Below are 14,435 nucleotides of genomic sequence, written 5' to 3' on the forward strand. Positions count from 1 at the left end.
TTAAATGAAAACTATTTTTAAAGTATTAATTTTATTATTGATAACTTCGACTTTTTCAAACGCTGAATTATTAAATCCAAATAGCAATATTAAACCGAAAGAAGTTATAAAGATCCAACTTAATGGGCTTCAACAAAATGACTCTAAATTTAAAGATAGTGGAATTGAGCAAACATGGAAATTTGCTCACCCAAATAACAAGAGAGTTACAGGACCATTAAGCAACTTTAAGATGATGATTAAAAGCGATTCTTATGGGATGATGATTAATCACTTAAGTCATACAATTACTGAGCTTGGAAGTAGTGACAAATGGGCACAATTTGAGGTAATCATTCTTGATAAAAATAAGATTTATCATAAGTTTAATTGGCAAGTTGAAAAGTATACTTTGGATGGAAATTTAAAAGACTGTTGGTTAACTACAATGGTATCTAGCCCGATCCCTCTAGGAAGCTCAATTTGATTTTAAACATACATTTTTGTTTCGTAACAATTAAAAATTTAGTAGGAATCCTTGAATGAAAACAAAAACTAAAGTTGTAGTAGTTGGTGGAGGTGTCGTAGGTGTTAGTGCTCTTTATCACTTAGCAAAAAAAGGTTGGTCCGACGTTGTTCTCGTTGAGAGAAAAGAGTTAACTTCAGGATCAACTTGGCACGCCGCTGGTTTATTGCCTTTGTTTAATATGAGTTATTCTGTAGGACAACTACACAAATATGCAGTTAATCTTTATAAAACCTTAGAGGAAGAAACTGGAAAAAATGTTGGCTTTAGCGTTGTTTCAAATATTCGTTTAGCTAGTACAAAAGATAGAATGGATGAGTATCATCAATATGCAGGTGTTGCTCGAACTATTGGAGTAGATGTAAAATTCTTGAAACCGGAACAAGTAAAAGAAATCTGGCCTTTATGTCATACAGATGATTTAGTTGGTGCAATACAACACCCTGAAGATGGATATATTCAACCAGCAGATTTAACGCAAGCATTAGCGACAGGTGCAAGAAATAGAGGAGCAGAAATTTATAGAAACACAACTGTACTATCAATGAGGCAAACTAAAGATGGATGGATTGTGGAAACAGATAAGGGATCAATTGAGTGCGAACATGTTATTTCTTGTTCTGGAAATTTTGCAAGACAAACAGGTGAAATGGTTGGATTAGATATTCCAGTAATACCTGTTGAACATCAATACATTGTTACAGAACCACATCCTGCAATTCAAAAAAGAAAAAAAGATGGATTACCAGAAATGGGAGTCTTAAGAGATAGTGATAGCAGATGGTATATGAGAGAAGAAGCTGGAGGATTAATTTTAGGCCCTTATGAAGATGGTGCACCAGCTTGTTATGTAGAGGGGCCATCAAAAAATTCTGAATATGAATTATTTCAAGAAGACTTAGACAGATTAGCTCCACATATAGAAGGAGCAATTCATAGAGTTCCTGCATTTGGAGAAGTTGGAGTAAAGAAAGTTTATAATGGAGCAATCTGTTATACTCCAGATGGAAATCCAATAGTTGGTCCTGCATGGGGACTTAAGAATTTTTGGATTAATGAAGGACATAGTTTTGGAATAACAGCAGCAGGTGGCGCAGGTTGGCAACTAGCAGAGTGGATTGTTGATGGCGAACCTACAATTGACATGTTAGGAGTTGAACCAAGACGTTACGGTAACTATGCAACTAAATCTTATTTGAAAGCAAAAAATGAAGAAGCATATAGTCATGTATTTATTGTCCATTATCCAGATGAAGAAAGACCAGCAGCAAGACCTTTAAGAACGGCTCCTTGTTATGAACGAATGAAAAATTTAGGCGCTGTGTTTGGTCAGAAGTTCGGATGGGAAAGACCTAATTTTTTTGCAACAGACGGAATGGAACAAAAAGATGATTGGTCATTTAGAAGATCGAAATGGTTTGATGCTATTAAAAAAGAATGTCAAAATGTAAAAGAAAACGTGGGTCTTTTAGATATGACTGCGTTTGCAAAATGTAGAATTAGGGGACCTAAAGCTGAGGAATTTTTAGATTATTTGGTAGCTAATAAACTTCCAAAAAAAATTGGAAGGATAAATTTATGTCATGCATTGAACACTAAAGGTGGAGTGCATTCTGAATTTACGATAATGAAAGAAGCAGAAAATAGTTATTATCTAGTTTCTGCTGGAGCAAATTTAAGATTAGATCATGATTGGATACAAAAATGGATGCCAGATGATGGATCTGTAATTTTTGAGGATCTAACTAACAGTACGGGAGTTTTAGTTGTAGCTGGTCCAAAAGCTAGACAATTAATGCAAAAGGTTTCAACAGATGATTTTTCTAATGAGAATTTCAAATGGCTTACTGCAAAAAATGTTAATGTTGGATACGCTCCAGTAAATGCAATGAGAGTAAATTTTGTTGGTGAGCTTGGTTGGGAACTGCATCATCCAATTGAATATCAAAACCATATTTTTGATAAATTAATGGAAGCAGGAAAAGATTTAGGAATTAAACCCTTTGGAATTAGAGCAATGAATAGTTTAAGAGTTGAAAAATCTTATAAACTAGTTGGCACAGAATTATCAATTGAATATTCACCATACGAGTCTGGTCTTGATAGATTTGTTCATCCAAATAAAGGAAACTTTATTGGTTTAGAGGCACTTAATAAATGGAGAGAAAAAGGTTTTGATAATAAATTAGTTACTTTAGAGGTTCATAATACTAAAGACGCAGATGTGCTTGGAAATAACCCAATTTTTAAAGATGGAAAAGTTGTTGGAAGAGCAACTGGAGGTGAATTTGGTTTTAGATTAGATAAATCAATAGCACTCGCGATGGTTAAACCAGATTGTTCAAGTGTGGGCGACAAATTACAAGTTGATATATTAGGTGAAATGTACGACGCTACTGTCTTAGATGAGAGTCCTTACGATTCAGAAAATAATTTATTGAGAGCTTAATGAAAATTTTAGTAGCTGTAAAAAGGGTTATTGATTACAACGTTCAAATAAGAGTTAAAGAAGACGGAACGGGTGTAGTTACTGACAACGTTAAAATGTCAACCAATCCCCCTGATGACAATGCAATAGAAGAGGCTGTAAAAATTAAAGAGGCAGGCAAAGCTACAGAAGTAGTTGCAGTAACTGTAGGTGAAGAAAAAGCTCAAGAAACTGTTAGGAAAGCTTTAGCAGTTGGTGCGGACAGAGGTATTCATGTGAAAGTCGATGGAATTTTAGAACCACTCGCTGTTTCAAAAATTTTACAAAAAATAGTAGATAAAGAAAAACCAGATTTAGTATTTATGGGTAAACAAGCAATTGATGATGATTGTAATCAAACAGGCCAAATGTTGAGTGCTTTATTAAATTGGCCACAAGCAACATTTGCCTCTAAGATTGATGTTAAAGATAATAAATTAGAAGTAACTAGAGAAATAGATGAAGGTCTTGAAACGATTGAAATAAATGTTCCAGCTATTGTAACTTGTGATCTTAGGCTGAATGAACCAAGATATGCATCACTACCAAATATAATGAAGGCTAAGAAAAAACCTATAGAGGAAATTGCTGCTTCTGATTTAGGCGTAGATGTATCACCAAGATTAGAGCAATTAAAAGTAGAGGAACCTCCAAAAAGAAAAGCAGGTATAAAAGTAGCAAATGTTGCTGAATTAGTTCAAAAGTTAAAAAATGAGGCGAAGGTAATTTAATGGCAGTTTTACTTATAGCAGAACACAATAATAAAGAATTAAGACCATTTACTCTTAATGCAGCTACAGCAGCATCTCAAATCGATTCAGATGTTCATGCTGTAATTATTGGTCAAAATTCTGCAGATGCTGCAAAACAATTATCTGAACTTCCAGTAGTAAAAAAAGTATTGAGTGCAGAAGGAGCTCACTATGAAAACTTCACAGCAGAAAATTTTGCTCCAGTGATTGTTAAACTAGCAGAAAATTATTCTCATATCGTTTGTTCAGCAAATACATTTGGAAAAAATTTGATGCCACGAATTGCAGCTCATCTTGACACATCGCAAGTAAGTGACATCATTAAAGTAATATCATCAGATACTTTTTTAAGACCAATTTATGCCGGTAACGCTTTTGCAACAATTAAGAGTAATGATGCTAAAAAGTGCGTTACAATCAGACCCACTTCTTTCGATCCATGTGAGAGTACAGGTGGATCAGCCCCAATTGAAAAAGTAGATGCTAGTGAAGAGTTTTCAAATACAAAATTTATCAAAAGAGAAGAAATTAAATCTGATCGACCTGAACTTGGAACAGCAAGAATTGTTGTATCAGGTGGCAGAGGAATGCAAAGTGGAGATAATTTTAAATTAATTACAGAAATTGCTGACAAACTAGGTGCAGCAATTGGAGCATCAAGAGCGGCAGTAGATGCTGGATATATAAGTAATGATCATCAAGTGGGTCAAACAGGAAAAGTGGTAGTACCAGATCTATATATCGCTGTTGGAATTTCAGGCGCTATTCAGCATTTAGCAGGAATGAAAGAAAGTAAAGTTATAGTTGCAATTAATAAAGATGGTGAAGCTCCAATCTTTAGTGTTGCAGATTATGGACTTGAAGCTGATTTATTTGAGGCACTGCCTCAGTTCATGGAAGAGCTGAACAAATTAAACACTATACAAAAATAATCCTTACAGTTAAAAACTAGAGTATGTCTAGAGAATCAATGGAATATGATGTTGTAATCATTGGTGGAGGACCATCAGGATTATCAGCTGCAATAAAGTTAAAACAATTAGATCCAAATCTAAATGTTTGTTTATTAGAAAAAGCATCAGAGATTGGAGCTCATATTTTAAGTGGAAATGTATTTGAAACGCGTGCTCTAGATGAATTACTACCAAATTGGAGAGAATTAAATTCTCCAATCAAAACAAAAGTAACTAAAGAAAAATTTTTATTTTTAGGAAAAACTAAATCTTTAAGTTGGCCAACTTGGCTCCTACCTGCGGTGCAACAAAATCATAAAAATTATATTATTAGTCTTGCAAATTTATGTAGATGGCTTGCAGAACAAGCAGAAAATTTAGGTGTAGAAATCTTTCCAGGATTTCCAGCAAGTGAAATTTTATATAACGAAGATGGATCTGTTAAAGGTGTTGCAACTCAAGATATGGGTATAGATAAAGATGGTAATAAAAAAGATAGTTTTGAACCAGGTATTGAGCTTTTAGGTAAAGTAACTGTTTTTGCCGAAGGGTGCAGAGGTCATTTAGGAAAACAATTGATTGAAAAATTTGAATTAAATAAAGGTAAAGATCCTCAACAATATGGAATTGGTTTTAAAGAAATATGGGAAATAGAGGATAAAAATCACGAAGAAGGCTTAGTTATGCATACAGCTGGATGGCCATTAGATAACAATACATATGGTGGTAGTTTTATGTATCATGCAGAAAATAAACAAGTTTTTCTGGGCTATGTAATTGGTCTAGATTACAAAAATCCACACTTATCACCTTATGATGAATTTCAGAGGTTTAAAACACATCCAGCAATAAAAAAAATTATAGAAGGTGGAAAAAGAATTTCTTACGGTGCAAGGGCTTTAATTGAAGGTGGATTTCAAAGTTTGCCAAAAATGTTTATGCCCGGAGCTTTGTTAGTTGGTTGTGATGCTGGAACTTTAAATATGCCAAAAATTAAAGGTTCTCATACAGCGATGAAAAGTGGGATTATTGCAGCCGAAACTATTAATGAGCACTTAAAAAAAAACAAAGATTTATCTATTTATGAAGATAAATTTAAAAATAGCTGGTTACATAAAGAGCTTTATGAAGCTCGGAATGTGAAACCTAGTTTTAGCTGGGGATTAATTTTAGGAATAATTTTCACAGGTATCGATCAAATTTTATTTAGAGGAAAACTTCCTTTTACTCTTAAACACAAACATGCTGATCATGAAACATTAAAACCTGCAAACCAAATGCCTAAAATAGATTATCCAAAATATGACAATGTAATTACTTTTGACAAAACAAGTTCTGTATATTTAACAGGAACTAATCATTCAGATAATCAGCCGGTTCATTTAAAACTTAAAGATCCTGATTTACCAATCAAGTATACTTTAGAAAAATTTGATGAACCTGCTCAAAGATATTGTCCTGCAGGTGTGTATGAAGTTCAAAAAGAAAATGATGTAAATAAATTTGTTATCAATTCTCAAAATTGTATTCATTGTAAAACTTGTGATATTAAAGAACCTTCTCAAAATATAACTTGGGTTACACCAGAAGGAAGTGGTGGTCCAAGATATGGAAATATGTAATTAAGATAAGTCTATTGCAAACTTTTTTAAAGTTTCAATAGGTAAATATTTAAGAGTGTTTTCATGGGTTCTTTTCAAAAATATTGGACATCCTTTACCGGCTTCAACTGCTTTTGCATACCAACTAGCACACAAACACCATCCATCTCCATCTTTTAAACCTGGAAACCCAAATTCAGGATGTGGAGTAATTAAATCGTTACCTGCTTCTTTCATCCACTCTAGGCATTCGGTAGTAACTTTGGCACAAACTGTATGAAGTCCATGATCATTCTCGTCAGTGTTACAACAACCATCACGAAACCAACCTGTTAAAGGATCATTTGAACATTCCTCTAAGTCTTCACCTAAGACATTTTTTTGTTTTTCATTCATTTAAATTTTTGTTGGGTTTGGTTGTCCTTTATAAACTTCTTCTGGATCAAATTTTTTTTCTTTTTCAAGAAATTTCATTACAACTTTTCTTCCGTTATCAATTGGTCCCATTGGAATTGATCTATAAAAACATGATCTATATCCTACATGACAGCTAGCCCCATCACCTATATCAACTGTTAACCATAAAGAGTCTTGATCATCATCAATTCTAATTTCTGTTACTTTTTGAGTAAAGCCACTTGTTTTACCTTTGTGCCAAATAGCTTTTCTTGATCTGCTAAAATAGTGTGCTTCTTTTGTTTCAATTGTCTTTTTTAGAGCCTCTACATTCATATATCCATGCATTAAAATATCCTTTGTTTTTGAACACATAGTTATGACAGGAATCAATCCATCATTATCAAATTTGGGTGATAGAAGATTTCCTTCTTCAATATCATAGATATTTTCTCTTTTTTTGAACATACGGGGTGATTATTTAGCACATATCTAAATATATTAAATATTTTTAAATTGAGGTATTTACTGTATAAAAAGGCGCTATGAAATTAGTAAAAGACACAGACAATAATAATTTAGAAAAAAAAAAGGTTTCAGATAAAGAGGCGGAAGAGGCTATTAGAACAATTTTGTCCTGGATGGGAGAAGATCCCAAAAGAGAAGGATTGCTGGAAACCCCTAAAAGAGTTGTAAAAGCATTTAAAGAATATTTTCAAGGCTATAACGAGGACGCAAATAAAGTGTTAGATAAAACTTTTGGTGATGTAGAAGGTTATAGCGATATGGTGGTTCAAAAAAATATTTCGGTGCAAAGTCACTGCGAACATCATATGGCTCCAATTATTGGGAAAGCACATGTTGCCTATATACCAAATGAGAGAGTTGTGGGATTAAGTAAAATTGCAAGAGTAGTTGAAATATTTTCAAAAAGATTACAAACGCAAGAAAGATTAACTGTTCAGATTGCAAATTCTCTTATGGAAGCGTTAGATGCAAAAGGTGTAGCTGTTACAATAGATTCAACTCATCAGTGTATGACTATGAGGGGTATTAAAAAAGAACAAGCAACAACTGTAACTAATTTTTACTTAGGTCAATTTAAAGAAGATCTGAGTTATCAAAATAGATATTTACGATTTATCAGCACTGAGTTAAAAGACTAGTGTGTCTGACCAATTTAAAGCACTAATTCTTAATCAAGAGGGTGAAAACTTCTTACGTGAAGTTAAATCTATTGATAAAAGTTTTCTAAAGCATGGAGATGTAACTGTAAAAGTAGATTATTCTGACCTTAATTTTAAAGATGGAATGATTTTAAAAAACGGTGGACGATTAGTAAAAGAATTTCCACATATTCCAGGAATAGATTTATCAGGAAAAGTAATTGAAAGTGAAAATTCAAAATTTAAAGAAGGAGATGAGGTAATTTTAACCGGATTTAGAGTTGGAGAAATATTCTTTGGCGGATATTCACAAATTGCAAAAGTAAATGCAGAATTTTTAGTAAAAAAACCAGATAGCTTAACAACTAAACAAGCCATGATTTTAGGTACTGCAGGTTTTACCTCCTTAATGAGCGCTTTTGCAATTCAAGCAAGAGAAAGTATTTTATTAGGTGAAAAAGTTAATGATGTTTTAGTTACAGGTGCAACAGGAGGAGTTGGTAGTGTAGCAATCATGGCATTAACTAAATTAGGTTACAACGTTACTGCAGTAACTGGAAAAGATTCTAAGTCAGATTATTTAAAATCATTAGGTGCTAAAAACATTATAAATAGGGCAGAATTTGATAAAGATCCAAGACCAATAGATAAAGGTTTATGGGATGGAGTAGTTGATACTGTAGGTGGAAAAATTTTAGCTAACGCAATAGCTCAAACAAAATCAAATGGAATTATAGCAGTTTGTGGAAATGCAAACAGTAATGAGCTTAACACAAATTTACTTCCTTTTATGTTAAGAGGTATTAAAGTTTGGGGAATGGACTCTGCTAATTGCAGTATCAAAAGAAGAGAATTTATTTGGGGTGAGGCATCAAAATTAATTGATTTTGATTTAATTGAAAAATCAGTTTTAACTGTTAGTTTGGAGGAATTAGTTGAAACTTATCCAAAAATTTTAAAAGGTGAAATTGCTGGAAGAGTGTTAGTTGATTTAAATAAATAATGGATTGGGATAAATTAAAAATTTTTCATGCTGTAGCAGAAGCAGGTAGTTTTACGAATGCTACTGTTAATTTAAATCTTAGCCAATCAGCAATTAGCAGACAAATACAATCATTAGAGCAAGATTTAAAAGTGCAGTTGTTTGAAAGACATGCAAGAGGCTTAACCCTCACGCAAAATGGTGAATATGTTTTTAAAACTGCTCATGAGGTGATTAGCAAACTTAAAGAAGTTGAAACATCATTAGGTGATCAAAAGAGCAAACCAACAGGAAAATTAACAATCACAACTGTAAGAAGTTTTGGAACACACTGGTTAACACCAAGAATTCAAGAATTTATGACACTTAATCCAGAAATTGAGATTGAACTAGTTTTTGATGATAAAGAATTAGATTTGAGTACTCGTCAAGCTGATATTGGGATTTTTATGAGAAGACCAAAACAGCTTAACTATATTCAGAAAAAATTAGTTGATATTAAGTATTATATTTATGGATCAAATAAATACTTAGAAAAAAATGGGATGCCAAAAACAGTTAATGATTTAAACAAACATAAATTTATTTCATTTGGAAAAGGTGCTCCTTCGCCAGTTTATAATCCTGATTGGGCACTTAAAATAGGAATGCACGATGGGAAAAAAAGAAAATCTATTATGAAGGTTAATAGTGTAAGTGGTTTATTATATGGTGTTGAATCTGGAGTAGGGTTGGCAGCATTGCCAGAATATTTAGTTTCAAATACTAGTAATATAATTAAAGTACTTCCAAAAGTAGAAGGACCAATAACAGAAGCACACTTTGTATACCCACAATCCTTGAAAAACACAGCTAGAGTTCAAGCTTTCAGAAATTTCTTATTCAGTAAAATTGGCGACTGGAAATAGAAAATAGGCAAAAACCCCTTAAATTATTAATAAATCTAAATCTGCGACACTATTGCGATTGATAATCATTCTCATTGAGAATAGTTCTCATTCTCAATAATAACGTAATAATTTAAGGAGTTTAATGAGAAAATTATCAACTTTGGCGTTAATTACATCTTTATTCTTATCAACTTTTGCGATTGCGAATGAAGTAAATGTATTTAATGCAAGACATTATAAGGCTGATGCTGAAATGTATGGAAAATTTACAGCAGCTACAGGAATTAAAGTAAATTTAATTAATGGTAAATCAGGAGCTTTAGAAAAAAGAATAGCCGAAGAAGGAGCAGATTCTTCAGCTGATTTATATATTACTGCCGATGCTGGAAGATGTGGTGCTATGGATGCAAAAGGTTTGCTTCAAGGTGGTTTATCATCTGAAACAATTAAAGCGTCTGTTCCAAAAAACTTTAGAACTAACAAATGGGTTGGAGTAGCAAAAAGAGCAAGAATTATTTATTACTCACCTGAAAGAGTTAGTGGTGCTGAGTTGTCAGGTTTAACTTATGAAGGTTTAGCTGATCCAAAATGGAAAGGTAGATTGGTAATAAGAAAATCAAGTAACATTTATAATAAATCACTTGTAGCTTCATTAATTGCAAATAATGGAAAAAAAGCTACAGCCGAATGGGCAAAAGGTGTTGTTTCTAATATGGCAAGAGAGCCAAAAGGAAACGATAGAGCTCAAATCATGGCTGTTGCAGCAGGAGAAGCTGATATTGCTGTAGCTAATACTTATTATTTAGCACTTATGCTTTCAGGTAAAAAAGGTGCTGAACAACAAGAAGCTGCGAAAAAAGTAAAAGCGTTTTTCCCCAATCAAAATGATAGAGGAACACATATGAATATTAGCTGTGCTGCTTTAGTTAAAGGTGCGCCTAACAAAGCAAATGCGATTGCACTTGTTGACTTTTTGTTATCACCAGAATCTCAGGAACACTTTACGAACAATACGTTTGAGTTTCCTATGATTGGTGGTGTCTCTCCAAGTCCATTAGTAGTAAATAATTTAGGGCTAGATTTTAAACAAGATTTAGTAACTAAAGTTTCAACTTATGGAAAAAATCAAGCTGCTGCGTTAGAAGTTATGACAGCTGCTGGTTGGAAGTAACATATGGTGAAAAAGAATTTATTTAATTTTGATTTAAGTAATTCTTCTGTCATGAGCGGTTCACTTGAGGGTCAGATAACATGTGAACCATGCTCATCAGAATGTGAAAAGATTAAAAGAAAAATAAATAATAGAAAATTATCAGAGATTGAAAAAGACGAGGCTCTAGACATCCTCACTCCTTTTAAATGATGATATATTTCTTTTTAGACGTTGCCCACGTCACTCCTTTAGGATCTTTACCCTTTCCTAAAAATAATTGTCGTGGGCATTAAAAAAATATGATTGAAGGATTTAAAATACCCCAAGTAACTTTTAGAATCAGAGAAGGTGATACTTCGGATAATGAAATTGCATGTGCAATTGGTGGGAAGTGGACAAATAAATCTACTGATGATTTTTTTAAAAATAAAAGAGTAATTTTATTTAGTTTACCTGGTGCATTTACACCAACATGCTCCTCTCAACAATTACCTGGATTTGAAAAAAATGCTGATGAATTAAAAAAACTTGGCATTGACGAAATTTATTGTTGTTCAGTAAATGATTCATACGTCATGAATGCTTGGGCAAAAAAAATGGGTATTTCTAATGTTAAAGTAATACCAGATGGATCAGGACTTTTTACAAAATATATGGGAATGTTAATCTCCAAAGACCATGATGGATTTGGCCAAAGAAGTTGGAGATATATGGCAGTTATTAATGACGGTATTGTTGAAAAATGGTGGCAAGAGCCTGGAATTAATAATTCAGGCTCAGATGATGACCCGTATATAGAAACAACACCAGAAAATACAATAAAATACCTTTCTGCATCAAAGTAAAATCATATTAAAAAAATTTTTTTATATTATAAGACCCTTAATGTTAAAGAATTTAAACATCTGGTTTCTATCCTCTTTATTGGTGTCTATAGGCGTATTAATTCCAATAGTTACAGTTTTTTTTAGTTTTTTTGAAGAGACTTCAAATTATTATCAAGTATTAAAAGATACGTTTTTATTTGAATATATTTTTAATTCTTTCACACTACTATTCTGTGTCTTAATCTTAACATTTATAATAGGTACTACATCTGCATACTTGGTTTCATTTTATAAATTTCCTTTTAGTGATTTCTTTAAATGGGTCCTTATACTTTCTTTCGCTGTTCCACCTTACATTTATGCATATTCTTTGACGGCCTTTTTTGAAAATTATGGTACAGCTTTTACAATATTGACAAATTTATTTGGAGAAGGGGAATACAACAAACATATCCCAAAGTTCGATGGTCTTCTTGGAGCAGTACTTTCCCTTTCATTTTCATTATACGCTTATGTATATATTCTTTCTAGAGCCTCATTTTTATATCAATCTCAAAACTTAATTGATTTAGGAAGAAGTTTAGGTTTTTCAAAATTTAAATCTTTATATTCATTAATACTTCCAGCTGCTAGACCAGCTATAGTCGCTGGATTATCTCTTGTTGCAATGGAAACATTAGCAGAATTTGGTGCAGTTGATTTTTTTTCAATAAACACCTTAACCACTGGAATTTATAATTCATGGATTGCATTTGATGACTTGGCTTTTTCAAATAGATTGTCCTTTTTCTTACTAATATTTATATTTGCATGTTTTATAATTGAGAATTTTTCTAGAAAAAAAGCTAAATACCATTTTAATTCAAGAGGTGGATTTAAACAAAAAGAAAAAATTACATTGTCTGGAAAAAAATCTTTATTTGCATTTTTGTTTTGTTTTATTATTTTCTTTTTAAGTTTTTTATTTCCTTTAAGCCAAATGTTATATTGGACAATTAAATTTCCAGAAAATCTTTTTGATATCGATGTAATTTCACTTACTTTAAATACAATTTATTTGGTGATTTTATCTAGCATAGTTTTGATTTTGTTTTCTTTAATTTCAAATTATGGAAACAGAGTATCTAGAAATAAGGTTTTAAATTTTTTATCAACTATATCCATATCGGGTTATGCTATTCCAGGTGTTATTTTAGCTGTAGCATTTATTACTTTTATTGCTTGGTTTGATGAAAACATTGTTAAAACTCTAGGATTTTTGTCTATTAAAAAAATCTTTATTGGTTCTGTGCTTGGTCTTGTTTTAGTTTATTTTATAAGATTTTATTCATTAGCATTTAATGGAATTAAGTCAGGCTATGAAAAAATAAATATTTCAGTTGATGAAAGTTCATATCTGCTTGGTTATTCCAAAAAGAAAACCTTCATGAATATTCACGTTCCTTTCTTAAGAAATTCTCTTTTATTTGTAGCTATTTTGATTTCTTTAGAAATAATAAGAGAGTTACCAATAACCCTTATTTTAAGACCATTTAATTTTGAAACTTTTGCTACAACAGCTTATATATCTGCATCTGAGGATCTGTTAGAAGCTGCAGCAGTTCCATCATTATTTTTAATTTTAATTGCATCTATATTTATTATGTTTACATCTAAATATATTCTAAGAGAAAAATGAAAAATAATTTTTTAGAGATTAAAGGTGTTGATTTTATAATTGGTGGAAAAACCAAAGTTAAAAACGCTTCATTTGCAATTGAAAATGAAGGAGAAACTTTGTGTATTTTAGGTCCCTCAGGAATTGGAAAAACAACAATCCTTAGAACAATAGCTGGTTTGGAGAATATTGAGAAAGGCTCAATTAAATTAAATGGAAAATTGATGTCTTCTAAAGATAAACATGTTGAGCCTGAAGATAGAAATGTATCTTTAGCTTTTCAAGATAATAGCTTATTTCCACATTACACTGTTGAAAAGAATATATTGTTAGGTACTGAGAGAAATAAAATAAAAAAGAAAAAAAAACTAACTTTTAAAGAGATTATTGATTTACTAGATATTTCAAAAATACTTAAAAAATATCCTCATGAAATAAGTGCTGGGGAGGCCCAAAGAGCTTCTCTTGCAAGATCTTTACTAACACAACCTGATCTTTTGTTATTAGATGAACCGTTATCAAATGTTGATCAAAGTTTTAAAGAAGAAATTCAAGTAAGATTAAAAAAAATTTTAAGTAAATTAAAAATTACAACAATAATCGTTACTCATGATTCTTATGAAGCTTTTTATTTAGGTCATAAATGCGCAATTATATTAGATAGTCAAATAAAACAGTTTGACGATCCTTATAATGTCTATCATTTTCCAAACTCAGTCGAAGTTGTAAATTTTTTAAATCGTGGAATTTTAATTCCAGCAAAAGTAACAGGAGAAAATTCATTAGAAAATAAAGATCTTGGAACAATTAATGGGAATTTCATTAAGCATTATCCAAAAGGTTCAAATGTGCAATTATTATTACAGCCAGAGGATCTTGAGCACGACGATAAAAGCAATCTAAAATTAGAGGTAGTTGATAGAAAATTTAGAGGAACAAACTTTATCTACACTTTAAAAACCAATAGCAATTTATTGATACCTGTTTTTGTTCATTCTCATCACGAACATCAACATGAAGCTGACGAAAAGTTTGGAATTAAAAGACCGATTAATATTGATCACATAGTTTGTTTTTAATAAAACA

15 protein-coding genes are annotated in these 14,435 nt (G+C 31.8%); 13 read left to right on the forward strand and 2 right to left on the reverse strand.

The annotated features are described in order from the left end of the window. Positions 1 to 4: 4 nt before the first annotated feature. From ACTT9R_RS00775 to ACTT9R_RS00795, 5 genes are read left to right on the forward strand one after another with little or no spacing between them, the layout of a single operon-like run. On the forward strand, positions 5 to 466 hold the full coding sequence (locus tag ACTT9R_RS00775; RefSeq protein WP_440926172.1) for a hypothetical protein: 462 nt from the start codon (positions 5 to 7) through the stop codon (positions 464 to 466). A 55-nt stretch (positions 467 to 521) separates the two neighbouring features. Further along, positions 522 to 2,954, forward strand: a complete 2,433-nt coding sequence (locus ACTT9R_RS00780) for a GcvT family protein (protein ID WP_440926173.1) — start codon at positions 522 to 524, stop codon at positions 2,952 to 2,954. Continuing rightward, positions 2,954 to 3,703, forward strand: coding sequence for an electron transfer flavoprotein subunit beta/FixA family protein (locus tag ACTT9R_RS00785; protein WP_023854121.1), 750 nt, complete (start codon positions 2,954 to 2,956; stop codon positions 3,701 to 3,703). Before ACTT9R_RS00780 ends, ACTT9R_RS00785 begins: the two co-directional genes overlap by 1 nt. Beyond that, a complete protein-coding gene (locus tag ACTT9R_RS00790; RefSeq protein WP_440926174.1) occupies positions 3,703 to 4,656 on the forward strand; it encodes an electron transfer flavoprotein subunit alpha/FixB family protein in 954 nt (317 codons plus the stop codon). Before ACTT9R_RS00785 ends, ACTT9R_RS00790 begins: the two co-directional genes overlap by 1 nt. Positions 4,657 to 4,679: 23 nt before the next feature. Beyond that, positions 4,680 to 6,299: an electron transfer flavoprotein-ubiquinone oxidoreductase gene (locus ACTT9R_RS00795; RefSeq protein WP_440926175.1), complete on the forward strand. Its 1,620-nt coding sequence runs from the start codon at positions 4,680 to 4,682 to the stop codon at positions 6,297 to 6,299. On the opposite strand, the gene ACTT9R_RS00800 is transcribed toward ACTT9R_RS00795, so the two are convergent. Together ACTT9R_RS00800 and hisI are read right to left on the reverse strand one after the other, a co-directional pair. Continuing rightward, positions 6,300 to 6,674 (reverse strand): DUF2237 family protein, encoded by a 375-nt coding sequence (locus ACTT9R_RS00800; RefSeq protein WP_440926176.1) that lies wholly within the window; start codon positions 6,672 to 6,674, stop codon positions 6,300 to 6,302. Beyond that, positions 6,675 to 7,142 carry a phosphoribosyl-AMP cyclohydrolase gene (gene hisI / locus ACTT9R_RS00805; protein ID WP_440926177.1) on the reverse strand — a complete coding sequence of 156 codons (468 nt, stop codon included), beginning with the start codon at positions 7,140 to 7,142 and terminating at the stop codon, positions 6,675 to 6,677. It abuts the gene before it with no gap. Between the two features lie 77 nt (positions 7,143 to 7,219). Between hisI and folE the strand changes: the two genes are divergently transcribed. From folE to ACTT9R_RS00845, 8 genes are all read left to right on the forward strand, one after another. After that, positions 7,220 to 7,840 (forward strand): GTP cyclohydrolase I FolE, encoded by a 621-nt coding sequence (gene folE, locus ACTT9R_RS00810; protein ID WP_440926178.1) that lies wholly within the window; start codon positions 7,220 to 7,222, stop codon positions 7,838 to 7,840. Between the two features lies 1 nt (position 7,841). Then, the gene (locus ACTT9R_RS00815; RefSeq protein ID WP_440926179.1) at positions 7,842 to 8,843 is read left to right on the forward strand and encodes an MDR family oxidoreductase; all 1,002 of its coding nucleotides are present in this window, start codon (positions 7,842 to 7,844) and stop codon (positions 8,841 to 8,843) included. Continuing rightward, entirely contained in the window at positions 8,843 to 9,730 is an 888-nt protein-coding gene (locus ACTT9R_RS00820) for a LysR family transcriptional regulator (protein WP_271560068.1), read from the forward strand. The genes ACTT9R_RS00815 and ACTT9R_RS00820 overlap by 1 nt, the downstream gene beginning before the upstream one ends. 124 nt (positions 9,731 to 9,854) lie before the next feature. Continuing rightward, positions 9,855 to 10,883 (forward strand): extracellular solute-binding protein, encoded by a 1,029-nt coding sequence (locus tag ACTT9R_RS00825; protein ID WP_440926180.1) that lies wholly within the window; start codon positions 9,855 to 9,857, stop codon positions 10,881 to 10,883. A 3-nt stretch (positions 10,884 to 10,886) separates the two neighbouring features. Beyond that, the gene (locus tag ACTT9R_RS00830) at positions 10,887 to 11,075 is read left to right on the forward strand and encodes a hypothetical protein (protein ID WP_440926181.1); all 189 of its coding nucleotides are present in this window, start codon (positions 10,887 to 10,889) and stop codon (positions 11,073 to 11,075) included. Between the two features lie 89 nt (positions 11,076 to 11,164). Further along, positions 11,165 to 11,710 carry a peroxiredoxin gene (locus ACTT9R_RS00835; protein ID WP_440926182.1) on the forward strand — a complete coding sequence of 182 codons (546 nt, stop codon included), beginning with the start codon at positions 11,165 to 11,167 and terminating at the stop codon, positions 11,708 to 11,710. An 82-nt stretch (positions 11,711 to 11,792) separates the two neighbouring features. After that, complete coding sequence (locus ACTT9R_RS00840) at positions 11,793 to 13,370, forward strand: ABC transporter permease (RefSeq protein ID WP_440926183.1); 1,578 nt, start codon at positions 11,793 to 11,795, stop codon at positions 13,368 to 13,370. Further along, complete coding sequence (locus ACTT9R_RS00845; protein ID WP_440926184.1) at positions 13,367 to 14,428, forward strand: ABC transporter ATP-binding protein; 1,062 nt, start codon at positions 13,367 to 13,369, stop codon at positions 14,426 to 14,428. The genes ACTT9R_RS00840 and ACTT9R_RS00845 overlap by 4 nt, the downstream gene beginning before the upstream one ends. Positions 14,429 to 14,435 lie beyond the last annotated feature (7 nt).

Origin of the sequence: Candidatus Pelagibacter sp. (assembly GCF_052049835.1) — a bacterium.
Lineage (GTDB): Bacteria > Pseudomonadota > Alphaproteobacteria > Pelagibacterales > Pelagibacteraceae > Pelagibacter.